The sequence below is a fragment of the Micromonospora sediminimaris genome (assembly GCF_016863575.1).
Taxonomy (GTDB): Bacteria; Actinomycetota; Actinomycetes; order Mycobacteriales; family Micromonosporaceae; genus Micromonospora; species Micromonospora sediminimaris.
On sequence record NZ_BOPD01000026.1, the window covers coordinates 1 to 21,100 of the forward strand.

Consider the following 21,100-nt stretch of genomic DNA (forward strand, 5'->3'; position numbering starts at 1 on the left):
CCACCGACCTCGCAGCGCCCGTCACCGCTGAAACCAACACCAACCAGGCGGACATTGCCCGCCAGCCGCCGACCGACAGCCCCGAGTCGCCAAAACCCGCGGCGACCCGCACACAGCCGAAGGTCCGCGTCCGGATCCTCGGCAACCCCGCGATCATCGGCGCCGACGGAACCCCGGTAACGGGAGTCCGACGGGCCAGCTACGAACTGCTCACCTACCTCGCGGTCCACCGCGACGGCGCCGACATCACCGACATCGAAGTCGCCATGACCCCAGACGCCACACCCCGCCGCGCCCGCGACCGCCTCTCCACCAACGTCGCCAACCTCCGCAACCGGCTCACCACCGCCGCCGGACTCAACCCAGGCGACGACACCCACACCTTCAAACCGGTGGTCAACCCCGGCGGCCGCTACTACCTCGACCCCAACCTCCTCGACATCGACTGGTGGCGAGTCCTCGACGCCACCAGCCGCGCCGGACGCACCACCAACCGACAAGCCCAGCGGGAAGCGCTCGAGGAAGCCGTCAGCAACTGGGGTGGCCTGCTCCACCACGACTACGAATGGTCCGACGGCCCGCAACACACCTGCCGACAAGTCGGCGTCAACATCCACGCCCGCCTCGCCGTCCTGATCGCCGACACCGATCCCGCTCGCGCCCGCAACCTCCTCGACGCGGCATGCACCATCGACCCCATCAACGAGGAGATCGCCCGCCTCGCGATGACCGCCCACAGCCAGACCGGCGACACCGCAGCCGTGCGAACGCGACTCACCGCGCTCACCCAGGCGCTCCAGACAATCGACCAAGAATTGTCCGAGGACACCCACCGACTGGCCCGCCGCCTGCTGCACCCCACATCAGCCCGAACGGACAAACGGTTGACGTAGCTCGCCGGCCTCCGGCACCTTGCGCAGCACCAACAGCTGGTGTCGGTGTACGCGTTCCCGTGCGGAGCCAGGTACGCCCGAGGTACACAGGGCGGGATGTCCGCCACTTCGGCTCCGTCGGCGACTGCGGACGCAGCGGCCTCCCTCCGCAGCTCACGCTGGGCTACAAAGTAGACCCGAGTCGATGCGCTCGGATCACGGCTATGAGCGGACGTTGACTCGATCGGGTGGGCAGGCCGGCTGTCGGCAGAGCGTTCGGCGCTACCGGCCTGCCGCCGGTTGCCGTCCGTGCGTGACAGCGGCCCATACGATGAAGGAGTGACCGAGTCCTCGCGCCCTGCGAAGAAGCCGTGGCTGCCGCCCCGTTGGTTCATTCGGCTGTTCTGGTCGGCTCACCGGGGCGTGTTCCGGCGATCCGGCGGCCGGGTCGGACTGTCGCGTCCACGCGGCAACCGGTACGGAATGCTGCGCCTGACCACCGTCGGGCGTCGCACCGGCCAGCAGCGCAGCGTGATCCTCGGCTACTTCGAGGACGACGGGAATCTGGTCTCGCTGGCCATGAACGGCTGGGGAAAGCCCGAGCCGGCCTGGTGGCTCAATCTGCAGGCGCACCCCGAGGCGACCGTCGACCTGGTCGACGGGCCGCGGCCGGTGCGTGGGCGCGCTGCGACAGGCGACGAACGGGCGCGGCTGTGGGCCCGCTGGCGTGAGATCGACAAGAACCTTGATGGCTACGCAGCGCGGCGGTCATCCGAAACCGCGGTGGTCGTCCTGATGCCCCGGCCCGGCCCGTCTGAGGCGTCGCGGGGCACCTGATCGACTGGCTCTTGCTGGATGGGCTGATCAATCACGTGTTCATGGACGTGGATACCAGCGGCCGACGCCCACCAGCCGCCTTCAGTGACGAGCGCTTTCGCGACATGACAGTACGTCCGATGCGGGGCCGGGCGGCTGCTGGGATCAGAGTCCGGCGGGGTGGCTTGACAGCCATTGGCGATGCCGGTCACGTAGGGCGTCGCGTTGCGCGGTGTTCGCCAGCAGTACGTCCGCGCCACCGTCGTAGGGCGCGTAGAGCCAGGCCAGATCAGGTGGTGCGATGATCACATTGGTGATCCGGTCGTCAGCGACTTCACGAAGCAGTCGATCGAGGCGATCGGGCTTCCAGGCGATGTGGTTGACGTAGGTGTGGGCGAAGGCAAGTTCGGGATCGAGGTCTGGCCAGGACAGCACCGACCAGCATTCACCGTCCGGTAGCAGATCGTGCACGATGGGCGTTCGACGACGGGGCACTGGCGTGAACGCTACTTCCAGCGTGATCACGAGCAGCTCCGCGGTATCGCCGCGAAGTTCATCGAGAATGGTGTTGTGCCGGTGCAGGATGGTGGCGTACTCGGACTCGCTGTCGGCGTAGCGCTTTGAATCAGGCCGGCTATGCAATCGCACCCAGCGGTCATCCAGCCGCCTGAGGTGATGACGGATGGGTGCGACCTGCGGCCAACGGGTCTCCCAGACCTCCTGCCGACGATGCCCGTCAGCGCCTGGTGGGGGCCACACTCGGACCTCGCCGGAGGGCACCGACTGCCGGCCCGACAGGACCACCTCCCGCAACGCGATCACATGGGGATCGTCGCTCGGTGCATCCGGGTCGGCGTCGAAGACCACGATCAGCGGATCGTCGTCCCACTCCCAGCCCTGGATCTCACGCCAGATCCGCAGGTTCGGATGCTCGACCTCCCGGCATGCCTCGGCCGGCGCCAACATCCCGATCGCCTCCGCAAGCTGCGCCTGCCCCAGCCGCACCGAGCCGCTGCCACCACGCCACCCCGTGACCGTGGCCAGCACTGCAGCCGATAGCAGGTCCTCACGCGCGTTGACCCGCACGAACCCGATTTCCCACTCCATGGCGACGGAGGCGATCTTCCCATCCAGGCCGTGCTCGATGACGCGAGGAATGAAGCCGATGCCATGCAGCACCGGCCTCTCCCAGCCCCGATCCTGCTCACATCGCACCAGCGCTTCCTCGATCTCCCGAAGCGTCGACCACCTCTGCGACATGCCGAGATCATCCCAAACACGATGACCCCCCGGCTGCTGACCCAAGCGCCGACAACCGTCCACGGCAACCGAAGATGACCAACCACCATAAGATCCAAAGGGGACCGCTCGGGGAGCCCGCTCCGCCCGACCCAGCTGCCCGCAGCGACCACCCTGATCGCTGAACGCGGATGGCGGCATGTGCGTGCACCCGGTCGCTGTTGCCCGTCGCGGTGGGCCACGTGGCTTGGACAGTACGGGCGTGGTTGATCATTGAGCGGTGATGAACCCTGCCGTGCTGCCGGCCGACCCGGGTGTGTTCTCGTTGGCCGTTCCGCCGCTGTTTGCCGCCCTGGCTCCGGCGCGGAGCATCCTCATCGCCGGTGCGGGCGGTGGGTTCGACGTGTACGCCGGCCTGCCCTTGGCGTTCGCTCTGTGGCACCGCGGCGCGCAGGTGCACCTGGCCAACCTGTCGTTCTCCCAGCTCGAGTTGATCGACCGTGACGCGTGGGTAGCGGAGCACGTCGCGGCAGTGCAGCCGGACACCACCAGCCCGGACTGGTACTTCCCCGAACGGACACTCGCCCGGTGGCTGGCGGCTCAGGAGCTGCCGTCGACCGTGTACGCCTTTCCGCCGCTCGGTGTCCAGCCGTTGCGGGCGGCCTACCGGTACCTGGTCGACCACCTCGACATCGATGCGGTGGTGCTGGTCGATGGCGGCACCGATGTCCTGCTGCGTGGCGACGAGGGCGATCTCGGCACCCCGGTGGAGGACATCACCAGTCTGGCCGCGGTGGCCGCGCTGGACGTGCCGGTCAAGCTGGTGACCAGTCTCGGCTTCGGTATCGACGCCTACGACGGCGTCAACCACGTTCAGGTGCTGGAGAACCTCGCCGCACTCGACCGTGACGGCGGTTACCTCGGTGCCCTGTCCATCCCCGGATCGAGCCGGGAGGCGACGCTGTACCGCGATGCTGTCGCCGACGCCCAGGCCGCCACCCCGGACCGGCCCAGCATCGTCCAAGGACAGATCGCCGCCGCCACCAGCGGCGCGTTCGGAGACGTCCGCTTCACCCGGCGCACCGGCGGCGGCGACCTGTTCGTCAACCCGCTGATGGCGATCTACTTCACCGTCAGCCTCGACAAACTCGCCGCCCGATGCCTGTACCTCGACCGCATCGAGAACACCGTCGGCAGGCGACAGGTCATCACGCGCATCCAAACGTTCCGCGACGAACTCCTCAGCGCCCGCGTCCCCCGCGCATTTCCCCACTGAACGGCCGACGGCAGCAGATCCGGATGCCTCTGGGTTGCTGCCAAACAGGCTCCTGCAATCATGGGCAGCGTGGCCGGATTCAGTTACAAGACGTCGTGGCTGGCTGTCCGGAACCGGACCCCTTCGGAAGTCGCCGACGCGCTTGAGCTCCAAGACCGGAAAATCCTCGACTGGGCCACCGGCACCGACCGGGCCTACCAGCGTGGCGTGTACGTGGCCACGCCGGTGCCAGGCTGGACCCTCGCCCACGGCCGACTGCACTTGCCGACAGGGTTCGACGCAACTGAGCCGCCCTTTCCCGGCTGGCTCCGGCAGCTAAGCCGACATCTGGGCGAGGTCCAGTTCTTCGCCAACGAACGGGTCCCGGACTATCACGCCTGGGCCCGGGCTCGGCATGGTGAACTGTTGCGCGGCTACTGCTTCAATGGCAAGCGAGGCGAGGTGCCGCTGTTCGTCGGTACTCCGACCGCCGACGAGATTGAATTGGGCGTCGGCCTGCGCGGTATGGAGCCCGGGTGGGAACGCTGGTCGGACGATGAGTGGACTGCCTGGTACGAAACGACGCCGTCCGAGTCCGATGTGATGGCGATGGCCGGTCGCTGGAGCACCGACCCGAGCGCAATCGACGACGCCACCGTGACTGAAGGTGGCATCTACGGACTACCACCGTCAGTCTCCGACACGTCTTGAACTGACAATCCGGCTCGCAGACCCTCGGTCCCCTTGCGGACTCTCGTCGGCAGAGCCGTGAGCCGGAGGACCCAGCACGCCACGACGTTCGTAGCGAGCGCTGATCCGCGCGCGTCGTGGCGCACCTGTCTCGTCCGGCGGCTGGGGCTAACGGCGGGGTGGCATTGGTGCGACCGGGCGAACCGCGGTGAATTGGGTGTGCTCGTACCGGGTGGCGGCGAGTAGCAGCAGCCATTCGTCGCAGCCCTGCCACGGGTAGACGTCGGCGGCACCGCCGCGTACCGTCCTGGGACCGTCACCGGTGCGTGGGCGGGCATCCGCCGGGGCGCCGGCGAACCCGGGAATCCACACGTCGGCGCAGATCTCGTTCGCCGATCCCATCGCGGCCAGCCCGAACGCGTTCTCGGTGGCGGCTGTCCGCTGTTCATCGCTGAAGTCGTCGAGCACCTGGTCCTCGCCGGGTTTCCCGTCGCCGCGGAAGGTCAGGGTGGTGGTGCCGGCGCGGGCTGCGTACTCCCACTCCGCCTCGCTGGGCAGGCGGAATGGCAGCGCGTCGAGGAGGTCATCCAGGTCATCCTCAAGCCGGGCCGTGCCGGATTCCGCGTCGGCGTAGTCGTCCTCGTACTCGGGCAACCAGTGCTGCACCTGCGCGACCGTCAACGGATGCCGAGCGATCAGGAACGACTCGACCCGCACCTCACGGACCGGCTGGGCGTCACCGGCGCCGGCGAAGAACGGCTCAACAGTGTCCTCGACTCCGCCGCCGCGCTCGATGACGCGTACCGCCGCCAGTTCCGCCTCGGACAGACCCATCCGGAAGGCCCCACCCGGCACCTTTCGAAACACCACGCCGGACGCGACGTGCCGCCAAGCCGGCCGCCCCGCCACCATCTCCTCGGTCCACATGGCGCCGAACGCTAGCAGCCACCAACCCCATCGCCCGGCACAAGTACGAGCACTCGTGTCGGCACCCGCGCTCACTGGCTACGACCGCGCGTCCGGTCGCCCTCCGAGCTGAACGAGACGCTACGTGGCGAGCGATTCGCGTCTGGCGTCGCGCCCTTTGAGTACCGGCTTTGCCCTACGGGGCGGCCGCATTCGCTGGCTCACCTTCAGCAGGCCGGGGGTGATCTGCGATTCGTGTCAATCGCGGCGTCGGGGTGCGGGTGGGTGACCGCGGTTCGGGTCGTGTTTTCGGAGGGAATCCTCGGTTTCGTTGGCGAGTCGTTGTAGCAGCCATTCGGTTGCGGCGTGCACCTCGGTGGCGGCACCGAGCGGGGTCTCGACCGGCGGACTGGTCTGGGCGTCGACCTGGTGGCCGCCGCAGCTGGTGGAGTCGGAGTCACAGCTGAGGGAGATCGTGGTGTGCACCTGCCATGGCGGCCCGGGGCGGTGGTAGGGCATGCTGCCCGCCGGGGCGCACAGGACATCGACCCAGATCTGATTCGATCCCCCTTCGCCCGCCAGTATCGTGACCGGGAACTCCGGTTCAGGCCCGAGCCGCTGATAGCGGAAGCGGTTCAGGGTGACGCCCCAGAGATGGGCGTCGGATCGTGCACCCAGCCGCTGCCCAACCCGGAAGAGGGTCTCGTCGGCGGACTGCAGAACCTGACGAACGCGGTCGTGTTCCGTCCGATCTGCCAGCGCGGGGAACAGCCAACCGACCTCGCCCAGCGGCAGCGGAATGTCCCGAGAGGTCACGGCTCAGTCTGTGTTGCCGAACCAAGCTACGTCCACCCTTCAACCGTGAGGCCCGTTCGATGGCCGTCGGAGGCTCGGACGCTCTAGAGGGTGAGGCGGGTGTCGTCACCGAGTCTCCGAACGGTCGTCTGGAGGCGCGTCGACCCGCATGATGCATCGCGGATCCTCTAACGTCGAGGGTCGCTGCTGCCGGGCCAGAGCCTTCAGCAGGGATTCCCGCAGGGGCAGGCCGAGCAGGGTCGCCGAGTCCCCGGGCAGGTCGCTCAGGCTCGGGCAGGAGATGCGGGAGCGTACCTCGTCGTTGCGGACCGTTTCGACCCCGCCCGCATCGGAGAGGACGGTGGTGTACTCGTCGTCCACCGACACCAGGTAGCCGCGCAGATGGCGTAGCGGCGGGTCCGCTGCCGCGACGTCCGGGTCGCTAGCGGTCTGACCTGGCGTGCTGCTCGGGACCGGTGCCCGGGCGATCTGCAGCGCGGTGGACGGCAGGACCGGTGTGGTTACCACGGCGTGTATGACGCCGAGGGCGAGTAACCCGGCCAGGGCGGCGCTGGCCCGCAGGAAGGGAACGACGCGAGCGGGGTGCAGCGGTGCGTCCACACCGGCGACGAGCAGCAGCACCGGCCAACCGATGGTGAGGGCGAGCGCGGGTCCAGCAGGCAGCGCCAGAACGACGAGCAGGCCGACGATCGCGCCCGAGGCCGACAGGGCGAGCCACCGCAGCCGGCGCGCGCCGGGCAGCTGACGCCCGGTGACCGCCCGTTGGCGAGCCACGCAGAGCGCCAGCGCCCAGGCCGGGGCGAAGACCAGGGGTGTGCTGACAGCAGCGGCCACGATGGAACACCAGACCACCCAGCCGGGCACCCGCGCGGTCCACCGGGCCACCGCGTACCGGTCGCATAGGCGTTGCCGGCCACCCCGGTCGACGGCGCTGCTGAGCACCACCGCGCCGACGGTGAAGAGCAGCGCGGGCACGGCCGGGAAGATCCACACCACGGAGAGGCTGACCGCCGCGAGGAAGTTGATCGGGTTCACGCTCTGCGCCAGCATCAGTGTGAACTGGCGGTCGCCACCGGACTGGATCCACAGGTAGAGCGCCGAGACGGCGACCGGTACACCGAACAGCAGCGACCATGCCCCGGGCGACAACGGGCCCTGTCGGCTCGCCTCGGCCGCCGCCGGCTCGCCGGTGGGCGCGGGGGGATCAACGGGTACGGCAGTCGCGGCGGTCCTGAGCAGGACGGTACGGCGTGCCGTGCCACGGCGCCGCCGGTGCGCGATCGTTCGGGATCGGCGCGTCGACGGTGGCGTGCCGGTGGTGACTGCCTTCATCGCGACGGGTGAGCTGGTGGGACGGGGCCCGTCTCCGGCCCCGCGCAACATGGTCCCCTCCGGTCGCGGCTGGAGGCCGGTGAACCCGGCTGCGACGAGATGACGGTCCGCGGCCTGCTGCCAGACGCCGTCCACGCCCCTGATATAGCTGGCGTGCAGGAACGAGTCGACGAGCGCCTTCAGGAACGGGTCTCTCGGGGCGACACCGATGAAGTAGCGCTGCGCCGGCTGATACGCCGCCAGCGGGAAGAGCTTCAGCTTGCCGCCCGCAGCGGCGACGTAGCTGCGGAGCAGGATCTCGTCGCCAGCGGTGGCGTCGAGGCGGCCGGCGAGCACCTCGGCGACGCAGCGGCCCGGGCTCAAGCCGCGGATCAGCACCGAGTCGGTCCGGGCGGCGGCGGGCTCGGCGGCCGATCCTGCCGCCACACACAGCGAATGCCGCTTGGCCGGTGACGGCCAGGTGGTCCCGGTCGCGACCACCAGCTTCCCCTCGAGGTACGGGCCGGCGAACTGGACGAGTTGCTCCCGCTCCGCCGTCCGGACCAGGCTGGCGAAAACCAGGTCGACGCGGCCGTTCAACAGGGCGGAGAGCCGATCGGTGGCGTCGACAGCCTGGAAGCGGACCGAGACACCGAGGGAACGCCCGAAGGCGCTGGCCAGGTCGAGGTCGAAGCTGTTGGCGGTCCCGTACCCGTCGCCCTCGCCCACGAGTGGACGGTCGGCGAGGACTCCGACCCGAAGGTCTCGGCCCGCGATGGAGGAGTTGCTCAGGTAGTCCGCGACCGTGGCCGAATCCGGCCTTTCGGTGGCGAAGGCGACCGTTGAGACGGCCGTCAGCGTCAGGGCGACGAAGACCAGGACACCTCTCGGCGGTTGGACACCAGCCCGGCGTGGGCGGTCGGGAACGCGCATGCCACCATCCGGTCGTTGACGGGCGGCATCGGTACCCAACTGCCGCCGACCGTGATCAGGTCACTGACCGTACTGCGTCACGCACCTGTTGCGAAGGCGCGCGACTGTCCTCAACCGGACACCAGACGATCGCCTCGGAGGGCCGCGTCGCCTGCACCAACACCTGCACGATCCGGTACTGGTCAGTGTTGACCACGTGCTCCGCCCACACCTGAATATGTTGACGTCACCGGAGACCTCAGTACCAGCTCACGGCTACAACTGGCGCTATCTTTGGCGATGTGGCCACTTGTGCACGCCGCGTAAAGCGACTGGGCCACCAACCCTGCCCGCCCAGAGCTGCTCATGACAGGGCTGGCCATCAGCACGTTGTGGCCGCTGGTACACCCCCGTATGTGGGTATCGGGTTCGGCGAGGCCCAAGCCAAGATCGACGGAGTGTGCATGTTCGAAGCCCGCGTCCAGCTGGCGGACCAAACGGTTGACAACCGTGGGCCAGGAAGGCGGGGACGCATCGCCGGGTGCCTGCTCTCGCAGCTTCCGTGATCACTTATCCGCTCATCGGCAGATCAGTATGTTGAGGGATGGCATCCGTCACGCAACGTCACCGAGTTGGATCTCGGCTAAGTCGAGGTCCAGCCGCCGTGCGTGGGTGCAGGGGCGCGGTGTGCACCTTGCAGCCGTACCTACCTCTGTAGTCGGACCTGTACGCCGACCGTTGGGCCGCACTGCCTGGAGCGCCGCCACGGTCAGCCGCTTGGCGATTGCCCGAGTGGCATGATCGCTAAAGTGCCGTTCCTGAGCTGCTGGTCAGGGCGGATTGTTCCCCCGTGGTCGCCCTGGCCAGCCAAAACCCCGACGAAACCGCCCCTCCTACTGCGGGGACTCACCCAGCGGCGCTCCGACGGCGATCATGAACGGCACGGGATCTTGGGCGCCCGTGCTGCTGGGATCGCCGTTGGTGTGGATCTCGTAGTGCAGGTGTGGGCCTGAGCTGTGGCCGGTGGAGCCGACGAGGCCGATGGGTTGGCCGACGGTGACGGGCTGGCCTGGTTGGACCAGGGGCGGCTTGTCCATGTGGCAGTAGCGGGTCATGATTCCTTGATCGTGTTGGATGTCTATGTACCAGCCGCATCCGATGGTGAGGTGAGGGTTTCCGTCGCGGTGGCAGCCCCAGTCGCTGCCGTCGCGGCGGTCGATGGCGTTGCAGCGGACGCGGGTGACGGTTCCGGTGGAGGCGGCGCGGATGGTGGTGCCGCGTGGGGCGGTGAGGTCGACGCCGTTGTGTCCGGGGCGTGCTGCGGTCCGGAATCCGGATCCCACGGGGGCGTGGATCGGTTGGGTCCACGGGCCGGTGACGTCGCAGTTTTCGGTGGCCGGTGATCCGTCGGGCTGTGGGTCGGTGCCGGTGATGGTGGTGACCAGCAGGGTGGCGTCGGGTTCCCATTTCGCGTACGCGTCGGGGTGGGCCGAGATTTGGGCGCGTTGGGCGGCTTCGGTCAGCGGCATGGTCTGCCAGTGGGGGATGGTCAGGAGTGCGGCGTAGAACCTCCCTGCGGCGTAGGCGGGGTCGAGGAGCTGCTGTGGCGTGCCCCATCCTTGGCTGGGGCGCTGTTGGAACAGGCCGACGCTGTCGCGGTCGCCGCCGGGGAGGTTGCGCAGGCTGGACTCTTGCATGGCGGTGGCGACGGCGATGACCCAGCCACGAGCGGGTACGCCGTCGCGGGCGCCGACGGCGGTGATGGTGGCGGCGTTGCCGACCTGGTCGTGGTCCCAGCGGCCGATGGTCGGCCACCCGCCGGCGGGGGTTGGCGGTAGGGAGGTGGCGGGTCCGGGTGCGCAGCCGATGGCGGGGGTGGCGACCAGGACGCTGGTGCCGGCGAGACAGGTGAAGATCACCGCGAGGCTGACGGCGAGCAGGATGGTGGCGAGTCGGCTGCTCACCGTCGCACCCCGGGCATGCGGTCGCGGATAGAGGCGGTTGCTGACGTGGTCATGAAGTCCTCCAGGTGCGGGGGCGGCAATCGCTGGATTTCGCCGCCTGTTCGATGCGGTATTCGTGCTTTGTGGTGCTTGTGGCTGCTGGTTGTGGGCACAAAAAATGGCCGCATCTGCGGCACGGTCGAGTGCGGGGCTTACAGGGGCTGTGACGTCAGTAGCTGTTTGGGCAGGGATTGGGCCCTGGCGTCGGGAAGACGGTTCGTGATGTCACGTGCCCGCCCTTCCCGACGCCAGGGCTTATCGAGGATCGGTCAGCAGACGAGCTCCGGTCGGCATGTGCACGGCTGGCGGCGGATGTCAGCTGAGAACCCGGCTCACCGACGAACGTGGGGGGCGGCTTCCCGAGGCGGCGGGGTCGGTCACGGTGAGGCCGGTTGGGCGTCGGTGGGCGGCGGGGGTGGTGGTTCGTGGTGTCCGGTGGCGGTGGGGAGTGCGGCGAGGCGTCGTGCGGGTGGGTCGGGGTGGTCGAGGATGCCGAGTTGTCCGGCGCGGCGGATGGCTTGGACGGAGCGCACGTCGAAGTGGTGTCGTCGGGCGAGGTCCTTGAGGTCGGTGTTGCCGGCTTTCAGGTCAGCCCAGACTGCTTGCCAGCGTTGGTAGGGCTCGGGGTTGACGGGAATGCGGCGCATCAGGGTGACCGGCCAGTCGTCGGCGGCTGCCGTGTCGCCGTCGATGTCGTCGAGTCGCGACACGGCCGGGTCGTCGGGTGCGGCGGGCGGTTCCTGTCGCGACACGTTCTCGCTCGGCGCGTCGTCGAGCCCATCGGCCGGTTCCGCGGTCCTGGTGATGGAGGAGGCCGGAGGGTGTCGGTCGGGTGGGGTGTTGTGTCGTGGGGCGTGTTCGAGGATGCCGGAGAGCATTTTGATCGCGGCGATGAGTGCGATGGCGGGCCAGCCGGCGATGATCCGGGCGATCAGGTCGTCCTGGGCGACGAGGATGTTCGCGCCGAGGCTGGCGATGCCGCCGGCGACGAGCGCGGTCCAGGTGACCCAGGTGGAGGGGCGGCTGGCGCGTCGGTCGGCCAGGATGGTCAGGGTCGCCACGATTTCGACGCCGTCCACGGTCAGTGGGAAGGCGTGGGCTCGCCAGCCGGTTTCGCCTCGGGACTCGGCGAGTTCCCGGAGATGGTCGTAGCTGACGGCGCCGGCGATGCCGGCCAGTCCGAGGGTGGTGAGGGTGGCGGCGGCGGTGATCGTCAGGTCGGCTGGTGACCGTCGTGGTGTGTCGTGGCGGGCGCGTAGCCGCAGGACGATGTCGGTGAGGGTGAGTGCGACCGCGACGGCGATGCCGGCGGCGAGGAGACGCCCGTCCATCAGCGGCACCCCCGCCGGTGGGGTGGGCTGTCGTCGGGGTCGCGGCCCTTGTCGGGTGTCGCGACATCGGCGGGACCGGTGGTGTGGCGTCGGGTGGAACCGGCGGCCGGTTCGTGGGTGGTGCGGGTCGAGGGCATCAGAGGTTGCGCCTTCCACTCAAGACGTGCGGTGTCGGCGCTGGGGCGCCGGCACCGCAGTGGGTGTGATTCCGGCACCCAGGGGGAGCACCTGTCGGTGTGTCACCCGGGGGGTCAGGAACAGACCGCGGGGGTCAGTCGGTGGTGGGGTCGTAGTCGCTGTGGTGGACCGGTGTGATGTCCACGGCGCGGATGTCGGCGGTGTCGGCGTGGGCGACGTCGAGGTGGTCGAGGTCGGCGGTGACCATGTCGACGGCGATGGGGATGGCCTCGCGGTGGTCGACGGCCTTGACCGTGACGACCAGCGGCACCACCCACACCACCCGGTACCGGTACTGCTGCTGGTCGGCGGGGTGGGTTGGGGGTTGGTCGAGGACGCGTAGCCGCAGCTGCCACGGTTCGGTGGGGTGCACGACCGCATCGAGGCTGCGCAGGTCGACGCGCAGGAGGTGCTGCGCCGAGGCGACGGCGTCGTCGGTGGTGGCCGCGTCGACGTCCACGGCCAGGGGAGTGTGGACGGTCGCCTCGAAGTGGGTGCGCAGGGGCGGCGGCATGGTCAGGTAGTGCAGGGCGGTATTGGCGTCGGCGACGGACAGGGCGCCGGTGTTGACCGCCCAGATGATCCAGCGTCGGACGAGGTCAACGAACTGCTGATACCGGTATTCCAGAGCGCCGTTGCTGTCGCGCAGGGTGTCATCGGTTTGGGTGAGCGCGCCGCGCAGCGTGCTAATCAGGTTGGTGTCGGCGCGGCGCAGGAGCGCCACCTGCTGCGCGATGAGGTCGGCGATGGCGCGCAGGACAGTGTCGTCCGGCATTTCGCCGCGGCTTTGCTGGAGTCCGGCGTGCAGCAGGTCGGTGATCTGTTCGGCGGTCCACGGCGTCTGCTCGGGCAGGGCCCCGCTGGCGTCGGTGGGGTTGGGATGGTCTTTCATGACGGGTCCTTTCGGTGGCCGCGCGGAAGCGGCCCGGGCGGGTGTCGGTCTGTCGGGCGCGACCGAGTTCGACCAGGCACAGGCAGGCGCACAGGACGCCGCCGTGGGCGCGGTCGAGGACCCGGCCGATGTCGGCGGGTATGGGGTCCAGATCGGGGTGGGCGAGCTGCGCATCGACGGCGGCGCGCAGCTCGCCAGCGGCGGGGCGACGGCGACGCGACACACGGGGCTGGGTGCGGCCGGTTCACCGGAGCGCTTCCGTGAGCCGGCGGTGCAGTTCTGGCACGACATTCCTGCCATGCAGGGGGTGCGTGCGGCGGGTGAGGTCGGTAGCAAGGGCCTCGCCCGCCGCGTCGGTGAGGTCGGTCAGGGCTGAGGTAGGTCCTCGCGCAGCGCAGACGGACGAGGCGGTGCCGGTGAGTGAACCGCCGGAATTCGTCCGTCGGCCGGTGCAGTCAGACGGGTCGTTACGGTCGGCTCCACGGAAACTGCCGTCTTCCGCGTAGTCGACTGCTTGGTCGAGCAGGTCGCAGCGGTGGCCGCGTCACCGGGAGGCCCGGGCTTCATGCGAATGTGGCGGGCCTGGCGTGGAGGAATCCGCCGTCCGGCCCGGCGTGGTGACGCGACCGCAGTGACGGCATTCAGCGATGCGTCATCGAGCAGGCATCGGGCCGACGGGGGTTTGTGGTCACGGACACCGTGGCACGCCGGTACCTCTGCCTGGACTGTGGGCAGGTTGGTCCGGTCAGCGGGGCCGGCGTGAGGCCAGGTCGTGGATCTCGCCGCGAAGTAGCCTGATTCCGTCGGTGGCGGCGGCCTCGACGGTGTCGAACGATGCCGCGCGGGCGCCACCGTCGGTGTAGGAGGGGAAGCCGACCCCGGTGACCCGGTTGTGCACGGTTACCTGCCAGCCGGAGGTGTCGGTGGGTGGGTGCAGATAGGCTGTCGCGTCGATGACTCCGCCGGGCGCGTCGATGGCGATCGCGTACAGGGCGCCGTCTATTCCCTGATGGGGTCTGGCGGTCCAGCCCTCTGGCAGCATCGTGTGGACCCGGGGCAGGTTGTCGGTGACCTGCCGGGCGGAGGCGGCGACGCGCCGTGCCGTCTCGGCGGCACGGTCCCGTGACGCATTGTCGGCGTAGCTGACCCACTGGCCGGTCGGCTCGTGGAGGACAAGCCAGATGCGGCAGGTGTCACACCACGGCCGACCGTCCCGCACACCGCCGGGGGTGGCACAGGTGCCACAAGCGGGCCGCGTCACGATCTCCTCCCTTCCGGACGGTCTGGCCGGTCGGTGATGGTGGGCGGGGCGGCCCGCAGGGCGGGCAGCCGGGCGTGCAGCCAGTCCGCGATGAGGTCGCCGACGTCGCGGACGAGTTCACGACCGGGATCCGGCATGGCGGTGCCGAGTTCCGGATACCGTGCGGCCACCGTCCTGACCATGGCGCCGGCGGCGGCCGACGCGGCAGCGGACAGCCGGGCCCGCCGCGCCTCGACCTCGTCGATGGTGGCGATGACCAGCGCGCACACTTCCGCGGTGGTGGTGTGTTCGGGTACACGGACGCACCACCAGCTGTCCTCGTCGTCGGGACCGATGGTGAACTCACTGGTGTCCGCGACGGGCCGGCGGCGGCCGGGTGCGTCGAACCAGCCCGGCCCGGCGGACACTGACCAGCGGGTGTCACCGAGACGGTCGGTGTAGCGGCTGCCGGTGTAGAGGGTGGCGGTGTTGCCGCCGCTGTGCGCGACCAGAGCCGGACGGCCCTGCTCGGCCAGGTGGGCGACGAGGACGTCCAGGTCGATCAGGTGGGGGCGCCGGCCGGCGTTGAAGGCGTCCCGCAGGTCGTCGACGAGGAGGTCGTCGACGGGTGCGGGCAGCCCGGGGCGGTGGCGGCGGGCGTATGCCCACAGGTCGTCGTCGCTGGGCAAAGACGTGTCGTTGCGGCGGCTGGCCTCGCCCCACGCCGTGGTGAGGTCGAGGAGTTCCTGCCAGTCCTGGGATGTGTCCACCGTGCTCCTTCCAGGTTGACGTCGAAGGTGTGGCGTGGGCGTGGGGTGCTGGTTCCGGCGCGCACCTGCCGGGGTGCCCGGGATGTAGGGCAGCGGCTGCCCGGGCACATCAGGCAGATCGCGGCTCAGGCCGCTGCTCACGCCGGGGGCGGGTCGGTGACCTGCCAGCTCCATCCGTCGAGGAGGTAGTAGCCGTCGACGTAGGCCGTGATGGTGCTGGTCGACTCTGTGGGAGTGCCGGCCCGCTCGGTCTGGCGGACGGTGCCGTCGACCAGGCGGATGCGGGTGGTGCCGACCGCCTCGCCGACCCGCGCCGCGTGCGCATCGCAGTCGGCCGCGATCCGGGCGATCGTGTCGGCGGTGAACCGGGCGATCGGCCAACCCTGCGGGCCGGTCAGGTCGGCCACGAGCGCCGGGTACCGGCCGCCGACCCCAGGCAGCGCCACCCACCCCGGCTCCCACGTCGTGACGAAATCCCGGTCCTGCCCGGGGCGGCTGGTGGGTGGGGTGATGTGCGCGATGACATCGGCGGCGTCGCGCACCAGGCGGATGCGGGGCTCCTCGCGCAGCGCCTGGTGGCAGCCGGCGGACAGCCCGGAGGTGACCGGACCCGGCACGGCCACGGCCGGTCTGCCCAGGGCCAGCGCCCGCGCGAGGATGCCGCGGCCTCTGCCGGGGGCCGCTTCGACGAGGACCGCGCCGCAGGTGAGGGCGGCCAACCAGGTCTGGTTGAGCATGGTTCGGGTGCGGCTGGGGTCGCTGCTCGGCGGCCAGACGCTGATCAGGTCGAGCCGGTCGAACAGCGGCCGGTTGCCGACGGGGTGCAGCCGGTCGAGCCCGCAGGCGGGCATCGCGACGGCGGCGTGGGGTCCGCTCGTGAGGGCGCCGCGCAGCGCGGCGGCGTCGATGCCGTAGCCGCCGGCGTTGAGAACGGTCCAGCCCTGCTCGGCGAGCCCGTGGCCGAGTTCTGCCGCGACGTGCTGGCCGTAGGAGGTGGCGCTGCGGGAGCCGACGACAGCGACCGCACGGTGCAGCAGGTCGGGCAGGGGCCGGTCGGCGCGCGCCCACAGGCACAGCGGCGGCGCGGGCAGATCAACGCCGTCGGCGGTGTGACCCGCGGTGGCAAGGTCGTGCAATCCGGTGGGCCATTCTGCGTCGTGCGGTGTCACGATCCGCGCGCCGAGGCGTGCGGTGTCGGCGATAACCGTCTTGGCGACCTGCCCCTCATCGACGGTGGACAGATGCCCGACGGGAGCCGGCATCGCGGCGGCGGGCAGGTCGCGGGTGAGCAGGCGCCGCAGGACGGCCAGCGGGCCCTCGTGGTGGACCAGGGTGTGGATGTGCCGGTTGCCGGGCGTGGTCAGGTGGGCCAGCACGGCGCGGGCAATCGTCGGGTCAGTCATGGCGGGCATGGTGGTCTCCTTGGTGCAGGGTGAGGGCTTCGGTGATGTGGCCCGCGTCGGGCAGCGGCCGGCCGCCGAGGTCGGCGAGGGTGAAGGCCAGGCGCACGGGCGGTCTGGACCGTGCGCAAGCGCCCGCCGGCCCCGGTTGGTGTGGACCAGGTCGCCGCGCACTTTCCCGGCAGGCTGAATGGGTGTTCTACATCGGCCAAGGTGGGGGCGACCGGCCCGTCATCCTGTCCCTACGCGACGACTCCCCACCCATCGCCGTCAGCGCCGAGACAGGCGCGGGCTAGAGCGTGCACGCCGAGCTGGTGGCCGTGCAGGCGCTCGCCCGGGGCGGCCGCGTCGCCACCCTTCACCGAAGTGCTCGCACCGTCGGGCGCTCAGACTGGCCGGGGTCGACTATTCACGCGGCCGGCGCAGATGCATGAGGCCCTGGTCCGCGCTGATGTTCTCGCCAACGAGCGCAACCACGTCGCACTGCACGAGCCGGAAGACTGGGATCCCGGTCCCTGCAGGCTGGTCATCGCCGAGGAGTTGAAGGCCAGCATCGGGCAGTTGGTCAACTTCTGGACGGACGTACGCGGCAAGGGTGACCCGAAGCGGTCCCCTTGCCGTGTCGGCTCTGGCCAATCTGCTGTTCATGGGTCGCAGTGCCAAGGTCAACGTGCTGGCCATCGCGCAGATACTGACCGCACGCGCCATCGGCGGACCCGAGGCGCGGGAGAACGTCGGCATCCCTTGCCTGGCCGGTACACGGCGAACAACGGGAAGATGTGCTGATTGCCGAGGCAGCCATGCCCCGGGTATCCCGGACGCTTGGCAGCTGGCAGCTGGCAGATGGTGATCGGTGGACAGGCGACAGAGATACAGGTCGCCCACCTGACCGCTGCCGAGGCTCGGGAGTTGGCTTGTCCCCGGTCCCCGTAGACATCCCAGGTCAGCGGCCTATCAGGCACTGCCGGAGGACTTCCTGACGCTGCGGCAGGCCGCCGAGGCGGGAGTCATCCCATGGAAGCTCGACGCAGCCAAGAAACGGCTGCAGGGCAGGGTAGGCAGCGTCCCCACCCCGAGAGGTAAGGACGGGAACGCCCGACCTGTACGCGCGGAGCGACCTCGTGCGTTGGAGCGGGAGACAGTGAGCTATTTTCATCGTCTGACGCTGGCGTTCGGTGCGACGCCGGAGGTCACCGGGGACTGCGACTCGTCGGGTTGCCCTCTCGCGGCAGAGGATCTTCGCGATCTCCGGGCCCCGCTTGACAGGGCCCCTCCTGAACATCCGATTGCTCCGCTCGATGCCCTTGCCTAAGGGACGTCTCGTAACTCCGTCGGCCGTCCATGATGGATCATGTTGGGGTGCAGGTGATCTCGGCAGCCCGCCCGGAGTGGATCTTCCCGTTCACCGGGCTGCAGCCCGTGCAGTTCCGCAGGCTGGTCAGGCTGGTCGCTGAACGCGGCGGTGACGCGATCGCGGACGGGCGGCCGGGGCGGCAGTGGTCGCTCGATCTGGCTGATCGGGTGTTGCTCGTCGCCGCGTACTGGCGCACGAATCTGACGATGCGGCAGATCGGCCCGCTGTTCGGGGTGTCGCACTCCGCCGCGCACCGGGTCATCGACACCCTCGGCCCGCTGCTCGCGTTGGCCCCGGTCCGGCGGCGTCGGGTCGACCAGATCACCATCGTCGACGGCACCCTGATCCCGACCCGGGACCACCGCCTCGCGGCACCGAGCAAGAACTACCGCTTCAGCACGAACGTGCAGGTCGCCATCGACGCCCACACCCGCTTGGTCGTGGCCCTGGGTGACCCGCAGCCCGGCAACCGCAACGACACCATCGTCTACCGCACCTCCGGCATCGACGCCAAGCTCGCAGGACGACCAGTCATGGCCGACGGCGCCTACCGCGGCAACCCCGACGTGATCATCCCGTACCGCAAACCCACCGACGGCAGCGAACTACCCGACTGGAAGAAGGACCTGAACAGACACCACCGCACCGTCCGAGCCCAGGTCGAACACGCCCTGGCCCGCATGAAGACCTTCAAGATCCTCCGCGACTACCGCCGCGCCGCCCACACATTGACCGACACCGCTTCCGGCATCGCCCACCTCCACAACATCATCCTGCTCGGATGACACCACCACCGTTGCCAGGCAACGCCTTCACCGAGTTACGAGACGTCCTTTAGTGTGACCACTCACAAGGGACGAGGTGCGGGGATGAGCATGAGCGCTGGCCGTGAAGAGTTCTTGGCCGAGGCGAAGGAAATGTCCACTTCCAGCCCGGTTGAAGTTACGGTACGGGACCTAATCGGTTATTGGGGAGCGAAGCGTCGAGGATACTGGATCGTTGAGCAGGTCCAACGCTCGTTGAAGAGGCGAGGACTCCAGACCATACCGCCGTTTACTGATGTCTGGATTAACTCGACGGTAAGGCTTGTGCCGCTTGAGCCGGAAGAACCACTTGTGCCTGTGCCGGAGGTGGCTCCCATTGAGGCAGGGCAGGACGCACAGGCCGACATATATCTCCGCGTCGGCAGCTTGGGGTCGGCGAACTCGGGTGTCGTTTCTGTAACACCCCAGGACGATGTCCAGAAAGCGCAAGCGCTGATGCTCCGCTATGGATACTCGCAGCTCGCAGTGCTTTCTGGTGAGCGCGATCTCAGGGGGGCTGTAAGCTGGGAATCGATCGCACAGGCGCAAATCCGGGGCATTAGCACCACTCTTGCGGATGTGACTACAGCCGCGGAGGTGGTGCGCGAGGACGACGACCTGTTGGCGCAGATTCCTCGCGTTATTGGGGCTGGTTTCGTGTTTGTGCAAGCTAAAGATAGGCGGATTCGAGGAATCGTAACGACCGCAGATCTGAGCGAAGAGTTCTCCCGCACGGCAAACCCCTTCTTCGTTATTGGTGAGATTGAAAGACGGCTTCGAACCATAATTGATGGGGCTTTTTCTGCCGAGGAACTGTCTCAGATAGTCGACCCCGAGGACGCAAACCGTGTCGTCAGCGAGGCGGCTCACCTGACTTTCGGTGAGTATCAGTGGCTCCTGGAAAATCCGGAACGATGGGGGCGACTCAACTGGCAACTAGACAGAAAGGTGTTCATTGAGGCCCTAGATGAGGTTCGTGGAATTCGGAACGACATTATGCATTTCAGTCCAGATCCACTGGATGAGGAAAGCGTCTCGAAGCTACGAAACTTCGCGCAATGGATCCGAAAGCTCATGTGATCGCCCAAGGCGGTCACGGCCTGCGGCGAGCCAGGATGCTCGGGCGTCGTAGCGTTATCAGCTGGAGGGGTGAGTTGAAGGACGTTAACTGGGGCGTTGTCAACAACGGGCTTGACTTCCTTGAGAGCTCTGTCGAGCACCTTGCAAAGTCAAATAACCGAAGCCTGAAGTATGCGGCGTTGCACCTATATGCGAGCACGGAGACGCTCGTCAAGGCGAGACTTGCTCGAGAACACTGGACGCTTGTCGTTGCCGACGCGAACGTTCCTAGTAAAGCTGCGTTCAAATCAGGAGACTTTAAGAGCATCTCGCTTGCGCAGGCTTTGCAGCGGCTAGCTGCGGTTGCTGACGTCGTCACTGACAGCAAGGCTGTTGGGCGCATTAAAGATGTGGAGAAGTTGCGGAATCGAGCAGCCCACTTTAGCCTCGGCGGCGAAACGCCGGAGCGAGTAAGGGTCGTGGTCGCTCGCGGCCTTGACTTCACTCTTCAATTCATCGAAAAGGAGTTGAGGCCAGAAGCGCCTATCGAGGAGGCGCGTTTGATCGATGAGACGCTCGGGCGAGTGAGGGAGGCGATCGGGAGGATCCAGGTACTCGTTCAGGAACGAATGAGATCGCTCCAAGGAAGCTTGACCGGATTTCCTGTTGTTCTTGATTGTCCGGCCTGCCGCCAGGCGAGTCTCGTTCTGCCAAGTGGCCATGCAGCCAAATGTCTTTACTGTCTGTACAATCCTGATGGGGAGGTGTGTGCGGAAGAGTACTCTGCCTCAATCCTGGAAATCTCCCGCTACAGTCATGCTGCCGAAGGCGTTGACTGGCCAATCTACTCCTGCCTGAACTGTGGTGCCGAAGCGTTCGTAGACCACATCTACACGGCCAGCGGGGAAGAAGTCGGCTGGGCCTGCTTTGCGTGTGGCTATTATGCGCCGACGGGTGATATCGCGATATGTTCCGGCTGCGGGTCACCCACGGACACAATGCGCGGCGGCTTGTCACTTTGCGCCGATTGCGTGGCTGCCAAGTTCGAGAAATTCTGACGGTGTGTTCCTGCCTCGCGCGTTACCTCGGCTTGGATCAAGAGACTCGCCAAGGCGACAGTGGTCGCGGTCGTACAGGGCGGAAGTGCAGCCACTCGGTCGGCGACGGGTGGTCTCAACTGCGGTCTCATTCGCTGCCGTAGGCGGTCGTCCCATGGCGGTCCGACGGACAACCGAACAGCTGGTCATGTGCACT

At 68.3% G+C, this 21,100-nt stretch carries 18 protein-coding genes; 8 read left to right on the forward strand and 10 right to left on the reverse strand.

Annotated elements, in window-relative coordinates; genetic code table 11:
* The coding region (locus Vse01_RS20525) for an AfsR/SARP family transcriptional regulator (protein ID WP_275415514.1) at positions 1-893 on the forward strand (893 nt) is incomplete at its 5' end.
* Between the two features lie 318 nt (positions 894-1,211).
* Positions 1,212-1,709: a nitroreductase/quinone reductase family protein gene (locus tag Vse01_RS20530; RefSeq protein ID WP_093407933.1), complete on the forward strand. Its 498-nt coding sequence runs from the start codon at positions 1,212-1,214 to the stop codon at positions 1,707-1,709.
* 144 nt (positions 1,710-1,853) lie between these two features.
* Here the strand turns inward: Vse01_RS20530 and Vse01_RS29435 are convergent, their stop codons facing one another.
* Complete coding sequence (locus Vse01_RS29435; protein ID WP_232511355.1) at positions 1,854-2,867, reverse strand: DUF3885 domain-containing protein; 1,014 nt, start codon at positions 2,865-2,867, stop codon at positions 1,854-1,856.
* Between the two features lie 343 nt (positions 2,868-3,210).
* Here Vse01_RS29435 and Vse01_RS20540 point away from each other — a divergent pair, with 343 nt between their 5' ends.
* Together Vse01_RS20540 and Vse01_RS20545 are read left to right on the forward strand one after the other, a co-directional pair.
* Complete coding sequence (locus Vse01_RS20540; RefSeq protein WP_232511361.1) at positions 3,211-4,203, forward strand: DUF1152 domain-containing protein; 993 nt, start codon at positions 3,211-3,213, stop codon at positions 4,201-4,203.
* Positions 4,204-4,263: 60 nt separating this feature from the next.
* Complete coding sequence (locus tag Vse01_RS20545; RefSeq protein WP_093407931.1) at positions 4,264-4,893, forward strand: hypothetical protein; 630 nt, start codon at positions 4,264-4,266, stop codon at positions 4,891-4,893.
* A gap of 147 nt (positions 4,894-5,040) precedes the next feature.
* Here Vse01_RS20545 and Vse01_RS20550 read toward each other — a convergent pair whose 3' ends face one another.
* The 6 genes from Vse01_RS20550 to Vse01_RS20575 all read right to left on the reverse strand — a co-directional run bounded on the left by Vse01_RS20550 (position 5,041) and on the right by Vse01_RS20575 (position 13,220).
* Positions 5,041-5,799 (reverse strand): formylglycine-generating enzyme family protein, encoded by a 759-nt coding sequence (locus Vse01_RS20550; RefSeq protein ID WP_093407928.1) that lies wholly within the window; start codon positions 5,797-5,799, stop codon positions 5,041-5,043.
* Positions 5,800-6,036: 237 nt separating this feature from the next.
* Positions 6,037-6,594, reverse strand: a complete 558-nt coding sequence (locus Vse01_RS20555) for a hypothetical protein (RefSeq protein ID WP_093407926.1) — start codon at positions 6,592-6,594, stop codon at positions 6,037-6,039.
* A gap of 105 nt (positions 6,595-6,699) precedes the next feature.
* A complete protein-coding gene (locus Vse01_RS20560; protein ID WP_093407923.1) occupies positions 6,700-8,838 on the reverse strand; it encodes a substrate-binding periplasmic protein in 2,139 nt (712 codons plus the stop codon).
* Between the two features lie 872 nt (positions 8,839-9,710).
* Complete coding sequence (locus tag Vse01_RS20565) at positions 9,711-10,781, reverse strand: M23 family metallopeptidase (protein WP_093407921.1); 1,071 nt, start codon at positions 10,779-10,781, stop codon at positions 9,711-9,713.
* Positions 10,782-11,197: 416 nt separating this feature from the next.
* Positions 11,198-12,151: a DUF2637 domain-containing protein gene (locus tag Vse01_RS20570; RefSeq protein ID WP_093408122.1), complete on the reverse strand. Its 954-nt coding sequence runs from the start codon at positions 12,149-12,151 to the stop codon at positions 11,198-11,200.
* A gap of 271 nt (positions 12,152-12,422) precedes the next feature.
* A complete protein-coding gene (locus Vse01_RS20575) occupies positions 12,423-13,220 on the reverse strand; it encodes a hypothetical protein (RefSeq protein WP_093407918.1) in 798 nt (265 codons plus the stop codon).
* Here Vse01_RS20575 and Vse01_RS20580 point away from each other — a divergent pair.
* Positions 13,219-13,596, forward strand: coding sequence for a hypothetical protein (locus tag Vse01_RS20580; RefSeq protein WP_093407916.1), 378 nt, complete (start codon positions 13,219-13,221; stop codon positions 13,594-13,596). The genes Vse01_RS20575 and Vse01_RS20580 overlap by 2 nt on opposite strands.
* A gap of 369 nt (positions 13,597-13,965) precedes the next feature.
* Here Vse01_RS20580 and Vse01_RS20585 read toward each other — a convergent pair whose 3' ends face one another.
* From Vse01_RS20585 to Vse01_RS20595, 3 genes are all read right to left on the reverse strand, one after another.
* On the reverse strand, positions 13,966-14,481 hold the full coding sequence (locus Vse01_RS20585) for a hypothetical protein (protein ID WP_139233200.1): 516 nt from the start codon (positions 14,479-14,481) through the stop codon (positions 13,966-13,968).
* Positions 14,478-15,230 (reverse strand): hypothetical protein, encoded by a 753-nt coding sequence (locus tag Vse01_RS20590; protein WP_093407911.1) that lies wholly within the window; start codon positions 15,228-15,230, stop codon positions 14,478-14,480. The genes Vse01_RS20585 and Vse01_RS20590 overlap by 4 nt, the downstream gene beginning before the upstream one ends.
* Before the next feature lie 137 nt (positions 15,231-15,367).
* A complete protein-coding gene (locus Vse01_RS20595) occupies positions 15,368-16,633 on the reverse strand; it encodes a DNA-processing protein DprA (RefSeq protein WP_170863528.1) in 1,266 nt (421 codons plus the stop codon).
* Between the two features lie 1,356 nt (positions 16,634-17,989).
* On the opposite strand from Vse01_RS20595, the gene Vse01_RS20600 reads away from it, so the two are divergent.
* The 3 genes from Vse01_RS20600 to Vse01_RS20610 all read left to right on the forward strand — a co-directional run bounded on the left by Vse01_RS20600 (position 17,990) and on the right by Vse01_RS20610 (position 20,904).
* Positions 17,990-18,769, forward strand: a complete 780-nt coding sequence (locus Vse01_RS20600) for a transposase family protein (protein ID WP_093407904.1) — start codon at positions 17,990-17,992, stop codon at positions 18,767-18,769.
* 84 nt (positions 18,770-18,853) lie between these two features.
* A complete protein-coding gene (locus Vse01_RS20605; protein ID WP_139233199.1) occupies positions 18,854-19,867 on the forward strand; it encodes a CBS domain-containing anti-phage protein in 1,014 nt (337 codons plus the stop codon).
* Positions 19,846-20,904 (forward strand): hypothetical protein, encoded by a 1,059-nt coding sequence (locus Vse01_RS20610; protein WP_139233198.1) that lies wholly within the window; start codon positions 19,846-19,848, stop codon positions 20,902-20,904. Before Vse01_RS20605 ends, Vse01_RS20610 begins: the two co-directional genes overlap by 22 nt.
* The last annotated feature ends 196 nt before the right edge of the window (positions 20,905-21,100 follow it).